Source organism: Microbacterium sp. ZXX196 (assembly GCF_009709595.1).
Taxonomy (GTDB): domain Bacteria; phylum Actinomycetota; class Actinomycetes; order Actinomycetales; family Microbacteriaceae; genus Microbacterium; species Microbacterium excoecariae.
In genome coordinates this window covers 310,842-330,473 of sequence record NZ_WMEE01000001.1, presented here as the reverse complement: position 1 = coordinate 330,473, position 19,632 = coordinate 310,842, and the positions used below count along the sequence as shown (strand labels likewise).

Annotated in this window: 15 protein-coding genes and 1 tRNA gene; 6 read left to right on the top strand and 10 right to left on the bottom strand. The window is 72.4% G+C overall.

What is annotated here, in order from left to right:
- Nucleotides 1-118 precede the first annotated feature (118 nt).
- Both GJQ66_RS01450 and GJQ66_RS01445 read left to right on the top strand, forming a co-directional pair.
- Complete coding sequence (locus GJQ66_RS01450; RefSeq protein ID WP_155047556.1) at nt 119-814, top strand: NTP transferase domain-containing protein; 696 nt, start codon at nt 119-121, stop codon at nt 812-814.
- A 63-nt stretch (nt 815-877) separates the two neighbouring features.
- Nucleotides 878-1,156, top strand: coding sequence for a hypothetical protein (locus GJQ66_RS01445; RefSeq protein ID WP_155047555.1), 279 nt, complete (start codon nt 878-880; stop codon nt 1,154-1,156).
- 5 nt (nt 1,157-1,161) lie between these two features.
- On the opposite strand, the gene GJQ66_RS01440 is transcribed toward GJQ66_RS01445, so the two are convergent.
- Both GJQ66_RS01440 and GJQ66_RS01435 read right to left on the bottom strand, forming a co-directional pair.
- A complete protein-coding gene (locus GJQ66_RS01440) occupies nt 1,162-1,467 on the bottom strand; it encodes a helix-turn-helix domain-containing protein (protein WP_155047554.1) in 306 nt (101 codons plus the stop codon).
- Nucleotides 1,468-1,541: 74 nt separating this feature from the next.
- Nucleotides 1,542-2,771 carry a CDP-glycerol glycerophosphotransferase family protein gene (locus GJQ66_RS01435; protein ID WP_368732529.1) on the bottom strand — a complete coding sequence of 410 codons (1,230 nt, stop codon included), beginning with the start codon at nt 2,769-2,771 and terminating at the stop codon, nt 1,542-1,544.
- Nucleotides 2,772-2,823: 52 nt separating this feature from the next.
- Between GJQ66_RS01435 and GJQ66_RS01430 the strand changes: the two genes are divergently transcribed.
- Entirely contained in the window at nt 2,824-3,933 is a 1,110-nt protein-coding gene (locus GJQ66_RS01430; RefSeq protein ID WP_155047552.1) for a glycosyltransferase family 2 protein, read from the top strand.
- A 4-nt stretch (nt 3,934-3,937) separates the two neighbouring features.
- Here GJQ66_RS01430 and GJQ66_RS01425 read toward each other — a convergent pair whose 3' ends face one another.
- Genes GJQ66_RS01425 through GJQ66_RS01415 form a run of 3 tightly spaced genes read right to left on the bottom strand, consistent with a single transcriptional unit; the run spans nt 3,938 to nt 8,095 of the window.
- Entirely contained in the window at nt 3,938-5,374 is a 1,437-nt protein-coding gene (locus GJQ66_RS01425; protein ID WP_368732528.1) for a CDP-glycerol glycerophosphotransferase family protein, read from the bottom strand.
- Entirely contained in the window at nt 5,371-6,615 is a 1,245-nt protein-coding gene (locus tag GJQ66_RS01420) for a CDP-glycerol glycerophosphotransferase family protein (RefSeq protein WP_368732527.1), read from the bottom strand. Before GJQ66_RS01420 ends, GJQ66_RS01425 begins: the two co-directional genes overlap by 4 nt.
- 49 nt (nt 6,616-6,664) lie before the next feature.
- Entirely contained in the window at nt 6,665-8,095 is a 1,431-nt protein-coding gene (locus tag GJQ66_RS01415) for a S1C family serine protease (protein WP_155047551.1), read from the bottom strand.
- 106 nt (nt 8,096-8,201) lie between these two features.
- On the opposite strand from GJQ66_RS01415, the gene GJQ66_RS01410 reads away from it, so the two are divergent.
- Complete coding sequence (locus GJQ66_RS01410) at nt 8,202-9,416, top strand: aminotransferase class I/II-fold pyridoxal phosphate-dependent enzyme (RefSeq protein ID WP_155047550.1); 1,215 nt, start codon at nt 8,202-8,204, stop codon at nt 9,414-9,416.
- Here the strand turns inward: GJQ66_RS01410 and GJQ66_RS01405 are convergent.
- A complete protein-coding gene (locus GJQ66_RS01405) occupies nt 9,386-10,198 on the bottom strand; it encodes a carbon-nitrogen hydrolase family protein (RefSeq protein ID WP_155047549.1) in 813 nt (270 codons plus the stop codon). The genes GJQ66_RS01410 and GJQ66_RS01405 overlap by 31 nt on opposite strands.
- Nucleotides 10,199-10,302: 104 nt before the next feature.
- On the opposite strand from GJQ66_RS01405, the gene GJQ66_RS01400 reads away from it, so the two are divergent.
- A tRNA-Met gene (locus GJQ66_RS01400) sits at nt 10,303-10,379 on the top strand.
- 142 nt (nt 10,380-10,521) lie between these two features.
- On the opposite strand, the gene GJQ66_RS01395 is transcribed toward GJQ66_RS01400, so the two are convergent.
- Together GJQ66_RS01395 and GJQ66_RS01390 are read right to left on the bottom strand one after the other, a co-directional pair.
- Nucleotides 10,522-13,476: a UPF0182 family protein gene (locus GJQ66_RS01395; protein WP_368732526.1), complete on the bottom strand. Its 2,955-nt coding sequence runs from the start codon at nt 13,474-13,476 to the stop codon at nt 10,522-10,524.
- A gap of 43 nt (nt 13,477-13,519) precedes the next feature.
- Nucleotides 13,520-14,644 (bottom strand): PDZ domain-containing protein, encoded by a 1,125-nt coding sequence (locus GJQ66_RS01390; protein WP_368732525.1) that lies wholly within the window; start codon nt 14,642-14,644, stop codon nt 13,520-13,522.
- A 157-nt stretch (nt 14,645-14,801) separates the two neighbouring features.
- On the opposite strand from GJQ66_RS01390, the gene GJQ66_RS01385 reads away from it, so the two are divergent.
- Entirely contained in the window at nt 14,802-16,190 is a 1,389-nt protein-coding gene (locus GJQ66_RS01385; RefSeq protein WP_368732524.1) for a zinc-dependent metalloprotease, read from the top strand.
- An 823-nt stretch (nt 16,191-17,013) separates the two neighbouring features.
- Here GJQ66_RS01385 and GJQ66_RS01380 read toward each other — a convergent pair.
- Together GJQ66_RS01380 and nudC are read right to left on the bottom strand one after the other, a co-directional pair.
- Complete coding sequence (locus GJQ66_RS01380; protein ID WP_368732523.1) at nt 17,014-18,723, bottom strand: ATP-dependent helicase; 1,710 nt, start codon at nt 18,721-18,723, stop codon at nt 17,014-17,016.
- Nucleotides 18,720-19,616, bottom strand: coding sequence for an NAD(+) diphosphatase (gene nudC, locus GJQ66_RS01375; RefSeq protein WP_155047548.1), 897 nt, complete (start codon nt 19,614-19,616; stop codon nt 18,720-18,722). The genes GJQ66_RS01380 and nudC overlap by 4 nt, the downstream gene beginning before the upstream one ends.
- Nucleotides 19,617-19,632 lie beyond the last annotated feature (16 nt).

The following is a 19,632-nucleotide window of genomic DNA, read 5'->3' as shown; positions in this document are numbered from 1 at the left end:
GACCGGGCGGTAGCATCACCCTTGACCGGGGGTGAACTCCGCATGAACGCCGGGCACCACCGATGCGCTCGCGGATCCGCCTGAGGCGGCACGCCCCTAGATCAAAGGAGTCATGAGCATGAGCATCCAGACCGTCATCCTCGCCGCGGGCATGGGGACCCGTCTCGGCCGCGAGCTGCCAAAGTCGCTGACGCCGCTGTCCGACGGCCGCACGATCATGCAGCAGCAGCACGACAACATCCGCGCCGCGTTCGGCGCCGCCGCGCGCATCACGACCGTGGTGGGGTATCGCGCCGAGACCATCATCGACGCGTTTCCCGACGCCGGATATGTGCACAACGAGCGCTACGACCAGACCAACACCTCGAAGAGCCTGTTGCGCGCGCTGACGGCGACGGGGCGCGGCGGCGTGCTGTGGATGAACGGCGACGTCGTGTTCGACCCGCGGGTCCTCGGGCGCGCCATCGCGCACATCGAGGCCGAGCAGTCGTTCGTCACGGTCGACACGGCGCAGGTCAGCGATGAGGAGGTCAAGTACACCCTCGACGCCCACGGGTTCGTCGCGGAGCTGTCGAAGACCGTCGCGAACGGTGTCGGCGAGGCCGTCGGGATCAACTACATCTCGCGCCACGACAAGCGCGCTCTGATCCAGCACCTCCAGCGCGTCGACGACCAGGACTACTTCGAGCGCGGCCTCGAGCTCGCGATCGCGGAGAGCGGCGTCCGCGTCGCCGCGATGGACATCAGCGACCTCTACGCCGTCGAGGTCGACTTCGCCGAAGATCTGGAGCGGGCCAACCGCGTCCTCTCGTAACCGGCGAGGCCACAGGACCCCCGACACGCGTCGCGTGTCGGGGGTCCTGTTTACGCTCGGGCCATGAGCCCGAACCCCGTCTACGCCATTCCCTGGACCGTCGCCCGGGACGGACCGCACCCCGTTCTGCGCAACAGCTCCGACGAGCCGCTCGCCTACGTCCGCACCGTGCTCGCCAACCCCGCGGCGGGGCCGCCCGTCGGCGAGCCCTGGGGGCTCGTCCTGCCGGGCGATGAGATCGACCTGTGCCTGTGCGATCTCGACGCGGACAACGTCACCGTCAACGTGGCGTGGCAGCCCCTCGGCACGGACGCCGAGCTCGTGTGGCAGTTCGTGCCGTAGCGGCGTCAGTAGATCGCGCGCCGCCGCCGGCGCTCGGGAATCTCGGAGAAGCCGTACGGGTAGCGCCCGTTCTGGAGGTCGGCGGGGTCGAGTCCAGCCACGAGCTCCCCGACGTCCACCTCGAGCGCCACGGCGATTTGCAGCAGCGTCGAGATGGTCGGGTTTCCCTCGCCGCGCTCGATGCGTTGGAAGTTCGTCAGGTCCATGTCCGCGCACTCCGCGAGCGCACGCGCGCTCACCCCCGCGCGCGAGCGAAAGCTCGCGATCCGCCGCCCGATATCGCGGGAGACGGCGGAGTGTTTGGGGGCCATTCCCTCATCGTTCAGGAACCACCGCTCCCATATGCAGGCACAAAAGCTGTCGCTTTTACACCACGGCTCCCGCACTACGCCGACGAGCGCGCCGCCCAGTCCTCCCACCGCTCCATGAGGGTCTCGATCGCGGCGTGGAACCGCGCGGAGGGCGCGCCCGGCGTGGTGTCCCCGAAGTAGTGCCGGACCCACGACTCCAGGCGCGCGGACGCGTCCGGATCGCCGGCGAGCCGATCGACCGCGTCCACGATCCGCGCCGCCTGGGCGCCGTCCAGCCACTCGCAGTCCCCGAGGTAGCCGGCCGTGTCGACCTCCGCCTCGGCGGACACGGGGCGCGTGACGAGCATCGGCCGCCCCGTCGCGAGCCGGTCGTACACCATGGCGGAAATGTCCACGACCGCCACGTCGGCCGCCGCGAGCTGCCACCCCAGGTCCGGGCCGTCGTCGTACACGTGCCCGGCGGACGGGTCCTCGGCGTTCGCCGCCTCGATCGCGCGCACGATGCGCACGTTCGCCTCGCCGTACTCCTCGTCCACGACGCCGCTGCGCGGGTGCGGGCGGTACACGAGGCGGAAGCGCGGATCCGCCAGCAGCGCGGCGACCAGGGCCTCGCCGTGCGAGCGAATCGAGCCGTAGGCGGCCTGCGCGCGATCGCCCTCCCACGTAGGCGCGTAGAGCACGACGGTGCGGTCGTCCGCCTCGAGCGCGACGCCCTCCGCGAAGTGGTCGGCCTGCGGACGCCCGATCTCGATCGCCCGCCGATCCAGGTCGGCGTCCCAGAGCGCGCGTTCCAGGCGCCGGCGCGCAGCCTGCCCTGCGATCAGCGCGTAGTCGTACGCCTTGAACTGGTTCGTCGTCATGTACATCTTGTCCGACTCGCCGTGATTGATGAACGCGTGCCAGCGGCGCCCATAGCGGAACATCTGGAAGTTTCGGGTGTTCTGATTCACGTACAGCACGACGCGGATGTCCTGCTCGCGCAGGAAGGACTCGATCGACCGCACCTCGGGCACGAACGCCACCGGCAGGGCCCCGTCGGCGAGCAGGGCGCGCGCGCCGGTCGCCTGCCGCGAGAGCACGACGACGGGCCACGTCTCGGCGAGGCGCTGCAGCGGCCGGTACCACTGGCGCATCTGGTACATGTTGACGTCGCCGTCGGCGAAATACACCGCGACGCGGAACCTCCCCGCGGGCAGCGGACCTGCGGCGGCGAGGGTCCGGCGAACCTCGCGATGCGCCCGCCGGGCGTCGACGGCCTTTCGGACGAGAGCTACAGCCTTTTTCGCGTCGTTCAGCACTGCCACGGCCACAAGGGTAGCTGTGCGTTCTGCGCGACCCCCGTGGGATGATCGACGAATGCGTAACGATCCCCGCCCGGAGGGCACCCGGCAGCGTTCCCGCGACGCTCCGGAGGTCGCCCCGGGCTCGGGAGTGTCGTTCGTCATGCCCGTGCTCAACGAGCGCGCGTACCTCGCGCGCGCCGTCGCCTCGACCCTCGCGCAGGACGTCCCCGGCCCCCTGGAGCTCATCCTCGCCCTCGGGCCGTCCACGGACGGGACGACGGAGCTCGCGGGCGAGCTGGCGGAGCGCGACGCGCGGATCCGCCTCGTCGACAACCCCGCCGCCGACATCCCGGTCGGGCTCAACCGCGCGATCCGGGCGAGCGTGCACCCGACGATCGTGCGGGTCGACGCGCACTCCGAGCTCTCGCCCGGGTACACCCGGCGCGCGCTCGAGACGCTCGCACGCACGCGCGCGGGAAACGTGGGGGGCACGATGCGCGCGGAGGGGGACACCCCGTTCCAGCGGGCCGCGGCGCAGGCCTACAACTCCCCCATCGGACTGGGCGGCGGCGCCTATCACGCCGGCGGCGAGGAGCGCGAGGCAGAGTCGGCCTACCTCGGGGTCATGCGCCGCAGAGTGCTCGACGAGGTGGGGCTGTTTGACGAGACGATCCGTCGCGGCGAGGACTGGGAGCTGAACCTGCGGATCCGCGGCGCGGGATACCGCGTCATGTTCGACCCGGAGCTGTCCGTGACCTACCGGCCCCGCGAGAGCTGGGGCCGCCTGACGCGCCAATTCCTCGCCACGGGGCGGTGGCGCGGCGAGCTCGTACGCCGGTATGGGACCCGCAACTCCGTGCGGTTCTTCGCGCCGCCCGCCCTCGTCGTCGCGGTCGCGGGCTCCGGCGCGGTCGGCGCGCTCCAGGCCGCGCGCACGCTCCGCGGCGTCCCCGCCGTGCTGGCGGCCCTCGCACACGTGCCCGTCGCCGCCTACGCGGCCCTTGTCCTGGGCTTCGCGCTCGCGCGCGGGGCGGGCGGGATCCGGGAACGCGCCTGGCTCGTCGCGGTCCTCCCGACGATGCACCTCGCCTGGGGCGCGGGGTTCCTCGCCGGCGTCGCGCGCGGCGCGCGCGACACGGTCGACACGTCGCGCCTATCGGGCCGGAACACCCCGCTCCCCTGACGCGCTACCGCTCGAGCAGGCGCTGGTCCAGGATCCGCGCGACGACCCGCTCCGCGGAGCGCCCGTCGTCGCGGGCGTTGAAGCGCCGCCGCCACGCGCGGTAGCGGTCGGAAAATTCCGCCGGATCCGCCCGCAGCGCCTCGACGAGCGCGTCCTGCGACGCGACCAGAGGCCCGGGCGCGCGCTCGGCCAGGTCGAAGTAGAAGCCGCGCAGGTCCCCGCGGAAGTGCTCGAGGTCCGGAACGAGGAAGTACATCGGGCGGCCCGTGACGCTGAAGTCGAACATGACGGAGGAGTAGTCGGTGACGAGCGCGTCGGCCGCGAGCATGACCCGCGAGGCGTCGGCGAAGCCCGTCACGTCGATGACGCGGGGGCCCGACGCGCTCTCTCCCGGCAGGAGCGTACGGCTGTGCCCGCGGACGAGGACGACGGATCCGGTCTGCTCCGCGAGCAGCGCGGGGTCGACGAAGTCGACCATGCGCTCGCGATCGTCGCGCCAGGTCGGCGCGTAGAGCAGCACGCGCTCGTCGGCGCCGATGCCCAGGGCGCGGCGCGTGGCGCCGCCGTCGCCCGCGACGAGGCCGTCGTTGCGCGGGTAGCCCTCGACCCACACGGGCCGCCGGAAGAACGCATAGGCGCGCGTGAGGGTGCGCGCCGCGTAGGGGTTCTGCGCGAGCAGGACGTCCCACCGGCGCGACTCCTTGAGGACCGCGCCCCACCGGCGCGGCTGCCACCCCGGGCGATGCAGCGCGAGCCGCTTGAGCGGCGTCCCGTGCCACGTCTGCAGGACGCGTTGCCCCGCGCGACGGGCGTAGGTGCGGCGCAGCCAATCGTTGACGACGAGGAGCCGCGCGACGCTGCGAGCGCGCCACCAGGCCGCCGTCCCCTCGACGACGGCGATCGCTCCGTCGGGCACCTCGACCGACAGGTCCACGACGCTCCAATACCGCACGACGCCCGGCGCCACGCGGGCGAGCTCGCGGTCGATCGCGAGCGGGTTGTCGCCGGCCACGCGGCCGTAGAAGCTTTCGAAGAACGCGGCGTTCTCGAGCGGGGAGGTGTGCGCGGCGTATCTCCGCTCGAGCGCCGCGCGGGCCTCGGCGGACTCGAGTGACGGGTCGCGGGGCGGCCCCACCGTGACCGCATCGCCCGTGACCGCGACGCGCAGGTGATCGGTCAGGAGCATCGGCACGGATCCCGTGACGCGCACCCCGGGGATCCGGATCCGATACTCCCCGGACGGCAACGGCAGGAGCGCGCCGCCCCAGCGCGCGGCGCGCAACGGGAAGCGCGCCTTCCAGGTGCGGCCCCGGCCGGTCAGGCGCGCGCTGACGCTCGCGCGCGGCCCGTCGAGGATGGCGCTCTCCGGGCGTTCCCCCTCGCCGGACACGACGAGCACGGTGCCGTCCTGATCTATCTCCTCGATGGTCGCCAGCCTCACGCCCGCCCCTCCCCGACCCTCGCGAGGATCTCCGTCATAACCCGCCGGGCGTTGTTTCCGTCGCGGAACGCGTGGACCCGGGCGCTGAGGTCGCGCGCGCGATCCTGGGCGCGGGCGTACGCGTCCGCGTCTCCGAGGATCTCGTCGAGCCGGGCAACCAGCTGGGGCCACGTTCGTGGTGCGTCGGCGCCCGCCACGTCGGCGTACGCCCCGTAGAAGCCGCGCCGGGCGGCGTAGTCCTCGAGGTCCGGCGCGAGGAAGAGCGCCGGGACGTCGACGAGCGCGGCGTCGTACACGAGCGAGGAGTAGTCCGTCACGAGCGCGTCGATCGCCGGGAGCGCCGGGGTGATGTCCGCCAACACGTCGGCGCCCAGCGCGACGACGCGGTCCGTGGGCATCGGCGGGTCGTAGGTGCCCGCGCCCAGACGGTGCGACCGCACGAGAAGCGTCGCGTCGTGCCGCGCGAGCGCCGCCAGGATCGCGTCCCAGTCGGCGCGCGACGGGACGGCCGGATCCGGATCCCCGTCGCGCCACGTCGGCGCGTACAGCACAAACCGCCGCGGGCCGCTCGCCGCCGGCGCGGCGCGCGCGATGACCCGGCGCGCGCGCTCTTCCCGCTCGCCCGCCGTTCCGCGGGAGAGGACGTCGACGCGGGGTTCCCCCGTGACCGCGATGCGCGCGTAGGAGATGCCGAACGCCGACTCGAGCCGGCCGCGCACGAGGTGGCTCGCTGCGGGGAGGAGGCCAATGCGCTGCGCTGCGCCGCGATACATGCGGGCGAGAATCGCGCGCACGGCACCGGAGTGCGGGAGGAACGCGCTGCGGACGACCTCGGGCGCGTCGAGGCCGATGCGCTTGAGCGGGATCCCGTGCCAGAGCTGCGCGACGAACCCGCCGGAGACCGCGAAGGGGTTGACGTCGCCGAACCCGTGCGTGACGACGAGCACCCGCGCGCGCGCCGTCATCCAGAATCCGCGCCACGACATCTTCGCCGCGTGCGCCATGCCCCGCGCCTCCGCCTCGCGCTCCTCGGCCGCCGTCGTCGTCAGCCAGACCGCGTCGATGCCGCGCTCCCGGGCGACCTCCCACACCGCCAGCGCGCCGTCGCCGATTCCGGCCCCGCAGCCGAAGGCCCAGCGCGAGCCGCGCGGGATGACCGCCGTCGCGAGGCGGCCGAGCCCGTACAGCGGGAGCCGCGCGAGCTTCTGAGCGTTGCCCGCGCCGAAGGAAAAGGACGCCACCCTTGGAGCCTACTGGCCCCGGGCGGCGTCCCTCCTCACCGGACGCGTGTCACTCGAGCGCGCCGAGGGTGACCTCGGCCTCCTGCTCCTCGCCGTCGCGCACGTAGGTCACGGTGGCGGTGCTGCCAGCCGCGGCCGCCCGCACCTGCGCCGTCAGGTCCACCGCGTCGTTCACGCGCACGCCGTTGAATCGGGTGATCACGTCGCCCTCCGCGAGGCCCGCCGCCTCGGCCGCGCCCCCGGAGACGACCTCCGCGACGTAAGCGCCCGTCGTGGTCGTGCCCTCGACCGCCGTGGATGCCGACACGCTCGCGCCGAGCAGGCCGTGGGTGGCGGATCCGGTCTCGATGATCTCGTTCGCGACGCGCTCGGCGATGTTCGAGGGGATCGCGAAGCCGAGGCCGATCGAGCCGCCCTCCTCCGAGCTGGACGAGCTCGCAGTGGCGATCGCGACGTTGATGCCGATCAGGTTGCCCTCACTGTCAACGAGCGCGCCACCCGAGTTCCCGGGGTTGATCGCGGCGTCGGTCTGGAGCACGGCGATCTTGATCGACTCCGTCGCGCTCTGCTGCTGCTCCTCCTGGCCCGGCAGGTCGAAGAACCAGGGGCTCTCGCTGCCCTCGTCGCTGTTCTCGCCCTGCGAATCCGTGGAGTCGCCCTCGGGAGCGGCCGACGAGGCGATCTCGATCGAGCGGTTCAGGTTGCTGATGATGCCTGTCGTCACGGTGTTCGACAGGCCCATGGGCGCGCCGATCGCGACGGTCGTGTCGCCGACATTCAGCTCGGACGAATCGGCGAACTCGATGGGGTCGAGGTCGCTCGCGCCCTCGAGCTTGATGACCGCGAGATCGTACGTCGGATCGGTCCCCACGACGGTCGCGTCGTAGATCGTGCCGTCGGATCCCGTCACCTGCACCTGCGCGTCGCTCGTCGCGCCGCCGAGGGTGACGACGTGCGTGTTGGTGAGCACGTACCCGTCCTCGCTGAGGATCACCCCGGATCCGCTCCCGCTCGCGCTGCCGTCGCTGGCCGCGGCCTGGATCGTCACGACGCTCGGGAGCGCCGCGGCCGCGACCGCGGCGGTCTCGTTCACGTCGTCCGGGTTGTTGATCGTCACGCTCTGCGCCTCGGTCGACGCCGTCGAGGAGGCGCCCTGGCCGCCGCCGAACAACGAGTTGCCGAGCCACGCCCCGCCGATTCCGGCGCCACCGCCGATCAGGGCGGCGGCGAGGAACAGGGCCGTGACCTTCGTGCCCGCGCCCGACTTCGCCTTCTTCGGCGGCGTCGCGGCGGGCGGCGCCCACTCGTAGGCTTGCGTCGTCGCGGGGCTGCCGCCGTGTCCGGTCGCCTGCTCGCGGGGGGCCTCGGACGGCTGACCGCCGAAGGCCGCGTGCTGCGGTGCGGGCGACGGCTGACGAGCGGCCTCGGCCGCCGAGCGCTCGGGAAGCGGGGGAAGAGAGGGACCGCTGTCGTTGCTCATGGCTGCTCCTTTTGACTGGTTCCCCCAGCGTGCGCGGTGAACCTTTGACCGACCTATGTCCAGCGTAGGTCGTCTCTCAGAAAGCGGCCGCGCCTACGCTGGGGGCATGATGATTCCTGCCGGCGCGTGGCGCCGAACCGCCGTCGGCGCCGGGCTGCTCGGCCCGAACGGCGAGGTCTCCCCGACGATCTTCGCGGAGATGACGGCGCTCGCGGTCGCCGAGGACGCCATCAACCTCGGGCAGGGGTTCCCCGACGAGGACGGGCCGCGCGAGGTGCTCGACGAGGCGCGCCGCGCGATCGCGGACGGCGAGAATCAATACCCGCCGGGCCGGGGCATCGCGCCGCTCCGCGAGGCGATCGCCGCCCACCGCGCGCGCTTCTATGGGCTGTCGGCGGATCCGGATACCGAGATCATCGTGACCGCGGGCGCGACCGAGGCGCTCGCGGCGACGCTCCTCGCCCTGTGCGACGGCCCGGACGACGAGGTCGTCGTGTTCGACCCGTGCTACGACGCGTACGCCGCGGCCGTCGCGCTCGCCGGGGCCCGACTCCGGCGCGTTCCGATGCGGTGGCCAGATTTCGCACCCGACCTCGACGCGCTCGCCCGCGCCGTGACGGACCGCACCCGCATCATCCTCCTCACGGATCCGCACAACCCGACGGGGACGGTGCTCACGGAGGACGCCCGGCGCGAGATCGTGCGCCTCGCGGAGCGGCACAACGCGGTCATCGTGACGGACGAGGTATACGAGCACCTCTCGTTCGGGGCCCGGTTCCGCCCCATCGCCCAGATTCCGGGGGCCGCCGAGCGCACGGTCTCCATCTCGTCCGCCGGCAAAACCTTCCGGACGACGGGGTGGAAGGTGGGATGGCTCATCGCCCCCGCCCCGCTGGCGACGGCCATCCTCACCGTCAAGCAGTTCCTGACATACGCGGGCGGGACGCCGTTCCAGGCCGCCATCGCCCGCGGTCTCGCCCTGCCGGATCGCTACTTCGCCGAGCTGGCGGGGTCCATGGCGGCGGCGCAGACCGCGCTCGGCGACGCGCTCCGCGACGCGGGGTTCGAGGTCTCGGCGCCCGTGGCGACCTATTTCACCGTGGGGGATGCGGCGGGAGTGGGGGGCGCGGACGCCGCCGCGTTCTGCCGCGAGCTCCCCGCCTCCATCGGCGTCGCCGCCGTTCCCCTCGCCGCGTTCGTCGCGGACGAGCACCGCGCCGCCTACGCCTCGCTGGTGCGTTTCGCGGCGTGCAAGCGGCCCGAGGTCATCGCGGAGGCCGCCCGCCGCCTTCAGCTGCTGGGGGCGGCCACGACCCGGTAGCGCCGGAGCGCGAGCGCGGGGTTCGCGGCGCGCACGGCGGCGATCGCCTCGCGATCCGCCCACCCCATCGCGAGGCCGGGCCCGGGCCCCAGAGCGGCGATCGTGACGCCGGACGGATCCGCCAGCCGCGACGCCCCCACGCCGACCGGAGCGGGGTGGTCTGCCGCCGCGACGAACATCGTGTTCTCGATCGCGCGCGCCGCGACGAGCGTCTCCCAGTGGAACTCCTTCAGCGGCCCCCGCACCCACTCGGCGGGCACGACCGCCACGTCCACGCCCGCGTCCGCGAGGATCCGGGCCGACTCGGGGAACCGCAGGTCGTAGCAGGTCATGAGCCCGAAACGGAGGCCGCCCACGACAAAGGTCTCCGGCGCCCCGAGCGCGCCCGGCTCGATGTGGTCGCTCTCGCGCTCGCCGAAGGCGTCGTAGAGGTGCTGCTTCCGGTACGTGGCGCGGACACCGGATCCGTCGACGGCGATCACGGCGTTGCGCACCCGATCCCCGGGGGCCTCCTCCACAAGCCCCGCGACGATCGTCACGCCCGTCTCGGCGGCGATCCCCGCGAGCCGCGCCGCGAACGGACCGTCGAGCGGCTCGGCGTGCGCCGGGAGGGTGCCATCGAACGGCGTGACGAAGTAGCTGGAGTACTCGGGCGCGACGAGGACGCCCGCCCCGCGGGCTGCCGCCTCCTCCGCATACGCCGCGATGGCGGCGGCGTTTTCCTGGGGATCCGGCCCGGGGGCGAACTGCGCGAGCGCGATGCCGACGGCGGGGGTGGTCATGCGCCCATCCTCGCACGCACAGCCGGCGCTCAGACACGCCCGGACCGCGATCGGAGGCGATCGATTTGCCCTTCGTTCAGGGGCTGGTAAAGTAATGGATGTGCCGCGGGGTGGAGCAGTTCGGTAGCTCGCTGGGCTCATAACCCAGAGGTCGTAGGTTCAAATCCTGCCCCCGCAACCAAGTCAGAAGGCCCGGATCCTGATTCAGGATCCGGGCCTTTTGTGTTCCGCGCGCGAGCGGCGCCGTGCTCCATCCGGCCGCACGACAAGGGCCCTCCGCGCGCCGGTGATCGGCGCGCGGAGGGCCCTGTGGGTACGGCGGCCTACTCCGACAGCTCGAGCAGGCGCTCGATCGCGTCGGTCAGCTGCTCGTCGGCCTGCGCGTAGGCAACCATGTCGTCGTCCGCGAGCGCCTGTTGCTTGGCCGAGAGCGCCTCCTGCGCGTCGGCCAGCGCCTGGTCGTACGTGTCGGTCGACGGCGGGGCGGGTTGATCCGTGGATCCCTCGTCCGTGGATCCCTCGTCCGTGGAGCCCTCGTCCGTGGAGCCCTCGTCGGTGGTCCCCTCGTCGGTCGTCTCCTCCCCCGTCTCGGGGTCGACGGGAGTGATGTCCTCGTCGCCCGTCTCGGCGCCGGAGTCACCGCCGAAGAGCGCGTCCAGCGCCTCCGCGAGGGTGTCCTCGAACGCGAGCTCGTCGCCGAACGCCACCAGCACCTTGCGCAGCAGCGGGTAGGAGGTGTCGCGCGAGGACTGCACGTACACGGGCTGCATGTACAGCAACCCGTCGCCGACGGGGAGCGTCAGCAGGTTGCCCAGGCTGACGTTGGAGTCACCGATCTGCAGCACGTTCAGCTGCTGGGCGATCTCCTGGTTCGAGTCAAAGTTGTTCTGCACCTGGCCCGGCGCGGGAACGGTGCTGGCCGACGAGATCTCGAGCATCCGGAGCGTGCCGTAGTCGTCACGCACCGTGCCGTCCTCGTCGCCCGCGTTCGAATCGACCGAGAGGTACCCCATGAGCACCTGGCGCTCGCCACCCTCCGGGATGAAGGTGGTGAACATCGAGAACGTCGGGTCGTCCTGGCCCGGCATCTGCATCGTCAGGTAGTACGGCGGCTGGAGCTCGTCGTTGTTCGTCGGGTCCGCCGGCGTCTCCCACGCGTTGTCGCGCTGATAGAACGCGTTCGCCGTGTCGACGTGGTAGGTCCCGAGCATCGAGCGCTGCACCTTGAACAGGTCGGTCGGGTAGCGCACGTGGCTCATCAGGTCGCCCGACATCTCGCTGATGGGCTCAATCGTCGCCGGGTAGATGTTCTGCCACGTCTCGAGCACCGGGTCCTCGTCGTCCCACGCGTAGAGCGTCACGGATCCGTCGTACGCGTCGACCGTCGCCTTCACCGAGTTGCGAATGTAGTTCACGTCGTCGATGAGGAGGTTCGGCTGCGGGTTCGACGAGTCGCTGATCGCCTGCGACAGGCTCGTCTGCGTCGAGTAGGGGTAGGTCGCGCTCGTCGTGTACCCGTCGATGATCCACACGATGCGACCGTCCACGACGCTCGGATACGGGTCGCTGTCGAGCGTCAGGTACGGCGCGACCTTCTGCACGCGCTCGGCCGGGTCGCGGTCGTAGAGGATCTGCGAGTCGGCGTTGATCTGGTCCGAGAAGAGGATCTGCTCCGACTGGAACTTCAGCGCGTAGAGCAGGCGGTGGAAGTAGCTCCCGACGCTCGGGCCGCCGTCGCCCTCGAAGGTCGTGCGCGTCTGGTTCTCCTCGCCGGATCCCGTCGCGTAGTCGAGCTCCACCGGCTCAGTGCCCTCGGGCGCGCCGACGATCGAATACGTGGGCGACTGCTCGCCGAAGTAGATGCGCGGCTCGTAGTCCTCCTCCGTGAGGAAGCCCGAGGAGGGAATGTCGCCCTCGATGAAGACGGGCTCGCCCTCGCCGGTGCGCTCGTTGCCCTTGGCCGCGACCATGCCGTAGCCGTGCGTGTAGGTCATCGTCGTGTTGACCCAGCTCTGGGCGTCGGATCCGAGGCCCGACAGGTCGAGCTCGCGTAGCGAGACGACGGTGTCCTGCATCTCGCCGTCGATCTCGTAGCGGTCGACGTCGAGGGTCTCCTGGAAGCCGTAGTACGGCCGGTACTGCTGCAGCTGCTGGATCGTCGGGCTGATAATCGCCGGATCCATCAGGCGCAGCGACGCGGTCGTCGCGGCGTCGTCGCGCAGCTGTCCCTGCTCGACTGTGGTCTGCGCCGTGTAGTCGGTCGTCTCGATGCCATCGAGGTCGTACGCGGCGCGGGTCGCGTCGACGTTGCGCTGGTAGTACTCGAGCTGCAGCGCGCGCTCGTTCGGTGTGACCTGGAAGGTCTGCACGCCCCAGGGCAGGCCGACCGTGACCACGAGCGAGGTCACGATGAGCAGCCCCGTCGCCACGAGCGGGTAGCGCCACCGGCCCAGCCAGGCCGTGATGAGGAACAGCACGGCCACGAGCGCCGCGACGACCGCGAGGATCGTCTGGCCCGGGATCAGCGCGTTCGCCGCGACGTAGTCGGGGCCGGTAATGCGGCCCTGCGGCGTGACGAGCGATGCGAAGCGGTCGAGCCAGATACTCACCGCCTGCAGAAGCAGGTACAGGCCGGCCGTCACAGCGAGCTGGATCCGCGCGGGGCGCGAGATACTGAGCTCGCCCTGGCCGACGCGGACGGATCCGTAGAGGTAGCACACGAGCGCGGTCAGCAGCAGCGAAATGATCACGACGCCCGAGGCGAAGCCGACGAGCCCCTGCCAGAACGGCAGGTCGAACATGTAGAACGACGTGTCGAGCCCGAACTGGGCGTCGGTCTCGCCCGACGCCACGCCGTTGAGCCACATCCAGGTGGTCTCCCACTGCGCGGACGTGGCGAAGCCGGCGAAGAAGCCGAACAGGACGGGGATGCCCCACATGCCGAGGCGCCGGAGCGGCTCCACGACCTCCTGGTAGCGATCCAGCTGCGAGCTCAGGCGCGCGTAGACCGGCCGCATGCGGTAGGCGAGGTTGAGCGCCACCCACAGCGGCACCGCCATGCCCACGAACCCGACCACGAACATCACCACCCGGGCGATCCACTGGGTCGTCAGGACCGAGCTGAAGCCCAGCTGACGGAACCACAGCAGGTCCGTGTAGAGGTTCGCCATCCCGAACAGCACCGCGAGCAGCACGGCAATCGTGACGACCGTCGCGATGACGATGCGCCTAGTCGGGGAGGACGATGTGGCCGAGTTCTGCGTCGAGTTCGTGGTCACGCTTCCATCCTACGTGGGAGCGGGGCCCGCGGATCCGCGCCGGCTACTCCGCCGCGCAGCCCGGCAGGTCCTCCGGCGCCCCGGCGGCGATCGCCTCGACGGCCGCGAGGGCGTCGTCGAGCGTTCCGACGCTCACGACCTGTAGCCCTCCCGGCACGTGGCCGACGACCTCGTCGCAGTTCTCCTCGGGCGCGAGGAAGTACTCCGCGCCGGCGTCGCGCGCGCCGTAGAGCTTCTGCCGGATTCCGCCGATCGGGCCGACCTCGCCGGTCGCGGTGATGGTGCCGGTGCCCGCAATCGGCTGGCCGCCCGTGAGCTCCTCGGGAGTGAGGACGTCGATGATGCCCAGCGCGAACATCGTGCCGGCGCTCGGGCCGCCCACGTTGTCGAGCTGGATCGTGACGTCGACGGGCAGGTCGTAGGTCGTGCTGAGGCTCACGCCGATGATCCACGCGCCGTCGCGCTCGACGGGCGTGATCGGCTCGATCGCCCGCGCGCCGTCGCGCTCGATCGTCAGCTCGACCGGATCCCCCTCGCCCGCGCCGATGATCTCCTGCAACTCGGACACGTCGGCGAGCTCCTGGCCCTCCGCGGCGACGATCCGGTCGTCGACCGCGAGGATCCCCTCGGCGGGCGCGTCCTCCGCGAAAGCCGCGACCCGGATGTCGGCGGGGACGTCGTAGCCGAGCTGGATGAGCGCCGCCGCGGCCGCCTGGCCCTGCGAGTCCGTCATGAGGGCGGCGTTCTGCTCGTCGCGTTCCTCGGTCGTCACGCCCTCGGGATAGACCGAGTCGAGCGGGAGGATCGCGCGCGACGGGTTGCCCCACGCGAGCGCGAGCTCGACCCAGGACAGGCGGTGCTCGCGGTTGCCGACGACCTGCACCGTGGTCAGGTCGAGCGCGCCCTCGGTGGGGTAGGTCTCCGCGCCGTCGACCTCGATGAGCGGCACGGCCTCGCCGTCGCCCATGTCGACCTCGCCGATCGTGTTGTACACGGGACCCGGCTGCTGGACGACGTAGTCGGTCGGCAGGAAGCTCATGACGACAAGCGCGACCAGCGCCGCCGCGAGCCACGCTACGCCGCGCGCGAGGCGCGACGAGCCTCGGCGAGGCGAACGGGATTCGGGGGAATCGGCGTCGGTGGCGGTGTCCACCCGGTCCTCGGTCACGGAGCTCCTCTCGCGCGCCGCCCGGCCGCCCGCCGCACTCGTTCGCGGGGGGCGTAAGACGCCGGCGGCGAGAAGCCGCCTGTCGGGGGACACGTCCGATTAGCGTAGGACGTGATCGCACATGGCGCGCTGAGAGCGCGACGGAAAGGCGGCTGACGTGAGCGACGAGAACACCCCCGACGACGACTTCCAGGAGATGCTGCGGCGCCTCCTCGGCGGCGCCGACGGTGCCTCCCCCTTCGGCGCCTCCGGCATCGACCCCGAGCAGCTGAAACGCATGGGCGTCGACCCGGCGATGCTGCAGCAGATGATGGGCGCGTTACAGGGCGCCATGAGCGGCGCCTCGGAGGGCATCGACTGGGGAGCCACGCGCGTGGGCGCGCTTCACCTCGCGAATCAGTCGAGCCGCGGCATCGCCTCGACGCAGCGCGCCGATCTCGGCCAGGCGTTCCAGCTCGCCGACCTGTGGCTGACCGAGGCGACCGCGCTGGACGCCACGGGCGAGACGCCGCGCGTCTTCACCCGGGCCGAGTGGGTCGAGCAGACCCTCGCGGTGTGGCAGGAGCTCGCCGAGCCGGTCGCGACGAGCATCGCAGACGCGCTGACCGGCGCGCTGAGCGCGCAGGCGCCCGAGGAGATGCAGGGCATGATCCAGGGTGCCCAGCGCATGCTGCGCGCCGTCGGCGGATCCCTCTTCGCGACCCAGCTCGGGCAGGTCGTCGGCCGCCTGTCGCTCGAGGTCGTGTCCGGCGGCGACGTCGGCATCCCCGTCCTTCCCTCGGGCATGGCGGCGATCCTGCCGCAGAACTTCGCCGACCTCGGCGACGGCCTCGAGATCCCCGACGACCAGCTCGCCCTGTACTTCGCGGCGCGCGAGCTCGCCCACGCGCGGCTGTTCAAGCACGCGCGCTGGCTGCGCCTCGGCGTCATGAGCCAGGTGACGGATTTTGCGCGCGGGATCCACGTGGACACGGACGCGCTCGAGGACCTCGCGACCCGCTTCGACCCGTCGCACCCCGAGGAGCTGCAGGGTGCCCTGCAGTCCGGCGCGCTCCTCCCCCAGCAAACCGACGCCCAGCGCGCCGCCCTCGCGCGGTTGGAGCACATGCTCGCTCTCGTCGAGGGATGGGTCGACGTCGTCGCCGCGGACGCCACGTCGCGCGTCCCCAGCCTCGACCGCATCGCGGAGGTGACGCGGCGGCGACGCGCCGCGGGCGGTCCCGCCGAGGACGCGCTGGCCGCTCTCGTGGGCCTCGAGCTGCGACCGCGTCGCCTGCGCGAGGCCGCGGCCATGTGGCGCGCCGTCGGAGACGCGGTCGGCACGTCCGCGCGCGACGCGCTGTGGGACTACCCCGACCTCGTCCCCACCCCCGAAGACATCGACGACCCGACCGCGCTCATCGCGCGCCTTGAGGCCTCCCTCCGCGGCGACAGCGCGCCGCGCGACGAGATGGACGACGCGCTCGACAGGCTCCTCGCCGAGGCGGCCGGCTCGGACGACGGCGACGATCAGGACGAGACGGGCGAGGGCCCGCGGCCCGTATAGGGCGACTCCCCTCGCGACCATTTTCCGCGCCGGGCTCGACGAGACCGCGCTCGCGCCGGCGCGGTGCGCTGTGGATAACGCGCACGCGTCCGCCCGAGCGGGCAGAATCTCGGCATGGCGATGCTGCAGATCGACCCGGCCTTCGCGCTCCTCTGGCGCGACGAGCGCACCGTGCAGCTCGGCGCCCGGCCGGCCGTCGCCGTGCTCGTCGATCCGCCGTCCTGGCAGCTCGAGATGCTCGACGCGCTCGCCCGGGGCGTGCCGGGCGAGCGCGTGGCGGGGGTCGCGGCCGCCCTGGGCGGCGACGCGGCAGGCATCGCCGACTTCATGACGACCGTCGGCCCCGCCCTCCGCGAGGTGCGCCCGGATCCGGCCGTGCATGTTCTCGCGGCGGACTCCGTGTCGCACGATGCCGTTCTCGGCGTGTGCGGGGCCCTCGCCGACGGCGGCTACGCGCCCGTCCGCGCGACGATCGGCGCGGCGACCGCGCGGCCCGACCGCATCGCGCTGATCGTGTGCGCGGAGATCGTTCCGCCGCACCTGGCGCACGAGCTGATGGCCCACGACATCGCGCACCTGCCGGTCGCCCTCGCGCCCCGCCGCGCCGAAATCGGTCCGCTCGTCCGGCCGGGGGTCACGGCCTGCCTCTCGTGCCTGTGGGAGCACGCCCAGGGCCGCGACGCCGCGTGGCCGCGGATTGCGGCCCAGCTGCTCTCGCGCGCGCCGGGCGCGCCGCTCACGCGCACGCTCGGGGCCGTCGCGGGCTCGCACGCCGTCGCCCTGCTCCGCGACGACGCGGCCGCGCCGCCGAGATCCCGCTCCGTCAGCGTGACGGCCGAGCGCCGGACGTGGCGCTCGCACGCTCCTCACCCAGCGTGTCTCTGCCAATCTCCGCGACAAACCGCGACGGAGCCCGCCCCCCTCGCCCGCCCGCGGCCCAGGACAACGACAGCGAGCGCTCCGCCCGCGTGATGCCCACGTAGGCGAGGCGCCGCTCCTCGTCCACTGCCTCCAGGCCCTGCGCGTACGAGATCGGCATGAGCCCCTCGGCGAACCCAACGATGAAGACGTGGGGCCATTCGAGCCCCTTCGCGGCGTGCATCGTCGACAGGGTCACGGTCGCCAGCTGCGGCTCGTGCTGGTCCTTCGCGCGCGCCAGGAGATTGTCGGCGAAGGCGCGCAGGCTCGCACCGTCGCCGGCCTCTCGCGCGAGCGCGAGAATCGCCTCGCGCGCCTCCCACGCGTCACGGAGGGCCCCGCCCGCCTCGGGAGGCTCGTCGGTGTGCCCGAGGCCGCGCAGGACATCGCGCACGGTCTCCGCGAACGTGCCCGAGCTCGGCGCGACGGCCGCCGCTCGGATGGCCATGATGGCCTGACGCACCTCCGGCATGTCGAAGAACCGCCGCCCGCCGAGCACCGTCGTCGCCACCCCGGCGTGCGCTAGCGCCTGCTGCACGGCCGCCGACTGCCCGTGGGACCGGTACAGCACGGCGATCTCGCTCGCGGGAACGCCGCCCGCGACAAGGGACCGCACGCGGCCGGCGACGCCTGCGGCCTCCTCGTCGTCGCTGCCGTACGCCGCGACGCGCGGGAGGACGGGTTCCGCGGGCGCGTTCGGCCCTGGCGTCAGACGCAACGCACCCGGCCTGCCGCGCATCAGCGCGTTCGCGACGTCCAGGATCGGGGCGGCGGACCGATAGTTCGTCTCGAGCCGCACGACGGTGGCGTCGGGGAAGCGGGTGCCGAACTCGAGCAGGAAGCGAGCCTCCGCCCCCGCAAACGAGTAGATGGTCTGGCTGGCGTCGCCGACGACACAGATGTCCCGGCGTGTCCCCAGCCAGAGCTCCAGCAGCCGGTTCTGCAGCGGGGACACGTCCTGAAACTCGTCGACCGTGAAGTGCCGGTACTGTTCCCGGATCGCGAGCGCGACCCGTGGCTCCGACTCGATCATGCCCGCGCACGCGAGGAGCACGTCCTCGAAATCGAGCTGTCGCCGTTCGTCCTTGAGCTTCTCGTAGCCGGCCATCAGGTCGATCAGCGCGTCGCCCCGGACGGGGCCCACCGAACGCCCCAGCAGGCGGTACTCCTCGAGGGTCCGCATCGTTACCTTGCGCCACTCGATCTGCGCGGCGATATCGCGCAGCGTGTTCGTGTCGGGGCGGATCCGCAGCGCGTCGGCGGCGTGCGCGAGCAGGCGCACCTTATTGTCGACGATTGTCGGGGCGGTATCCCCCGCCACCGTCGGCCAGAAATAGTTCAGCTGCGCGAGCGCGGCCGCGTGGAAGGTCTTCGCCTGGACGCCCACGACGCCCATGGCGCGCAGGCGCCCGCGCAGCTCCCCCGCGGCCTTCGACGTGAACGTCAGCGCGAGGACCCGCTGGGGGGTGAAGACCCCCTCCTCCACCCCGTGCGCGATGCGATGTGTGATGACGCGCGTCTTGCCGGTCCCCGCGCCGGCCAGGACGGCAACCGGCCCGCGCACGATCTCCGCCGCCTCGCGCTGGCGTGGGTCGAGCCCCTCAAGCGCCGTCACGACGCGGACGCGGAACGATCGTGCCAGGCGCGAATCAGCCGGTGCGCGACGGAGACGCCGCCCGGCAGAGACACGTCGCCCTCGCCGCGCAGCCCTCGCGCGACCTCGTCGCGCGAGAACCACCGCAGCGCGACGATCTCCTCGCCGTCCTCGCGGGCTTCGCCCGCGTCGACCACGGTGGCGTGAAAGCCCAGCATGAGCGATCGCGGATACGGCCACGCCTGCGAGGCGACGTAGCGCACGTCGCGCACGCGGATCCCCGCCTCCTCTGCGAGCTCGCGGTGCACCGCCTGCTCCGCGGTCTCGCCCGCCTCCACGAACCCCGCGAAGCAGGAGTACATGCGACCGCCCCACGCGGCGTTCGCCCCGAGCAGCAGCGCCTCGTCGTCCGCGCGGGACACCGCGACGATGACGGCCGGATCCGTGCGCGGGAAATGCTCCCGGCCGCAGCCCGAGCAGCGCCGGGACCAGCCCGCTGTCTCGAATCGCGTGAGCGCGCCGCACGCGGGGCAAAACGGCGCCGCGACGTGCCATCGCGCGAGCGCGACGGCGGAGACGGCGAGGTCGGTCGCCCCCGGCGCGAGCCGGGCGCCCACGTCGCGGAACGCCCCCCACCTCGTGCCCGAGGGGGCATCCGCTCCGGCGGGCGCGGCCGCGAGGAGAACAGCGTTGCCGCCCTCCGCGCGCCCGAGGAACGCCCACGTGGCGCCCGCGGGCGCGCTGTCGACCGACACGAGCTCGAGCGCGTCGCGGTCTGTCGCGAGCGCGAGCGCGTCCCCCGAGACGACGACGACCCGCGCGTCGCCGCCCGCGCGCAGCCGCGCGAGCACGCCCTCGTCGGTGCGCTCCGCCGCAGAGGCATCGACGCGAACGTCCGGCATCTGAACCGTCATCGACTCCCTCTCTCTG

Bases quoted from the DNA above. Each gene is read 5' to 3' on its own strand.
- GJQ66_RS01450 (WP_155047556.1), top strand. From the start codon at position 119: ATGAGCATCCAGACCGTCATCCTCGCCGCGGGCATGGGGACCCGTCTC.
- GJQ66_RS01445 (WP_155047555.1), top strand. From the start codon at position 878: ATGAGCCCGAACCCCGTCTACGCCATTCCCTGGACCGTCGCCCGGGAC.
- GJQ66_RS01440 (WP_155047554.1), bottom strand. From the start codon at position 1,467: ATGGCCCCCAAACACTCCGCCGTCTCCCGCGATATCGGGCGGCGGATC.
- GJQ66_RS01430 (WP_155047552.1), top strand. From the start codon at position 2,824: ATGCGTAACGATCCCCGCCCGGAGGGCACCCGGCAGCGTTCCCGCGAC.
- GJQ66_RS01415 (WP_155047551.1), bottom strand. From the start codon at position 8,095: ATGAGCAACGACAGCGGTCCCTCTCTTCCCCCGCTTCCCGAGCGCTCG.
- GJQ66_RS01410 (WP_155047550.1), top strand. From the start codon at position 8,202: ATGATGATTCCTGCCGGCGCGTGGCGCCGAACCGCCGTCGGCGCCGGG.
- GJQ66_RS01405 (WP_155047549.1), bottom strand. From the start codon at position 10,198: ATGACCACCCCCGCCGTCGGCATCGCGCTCGCGCAGTTCGCCCCCGGG.
- nudC (WP_155047548.1), bottom strand. From the start codon at position 19,616: ATGACGGTTCAGATGCCGGACGTTCGCGTCGATGCCTCTGCGGCGGAG.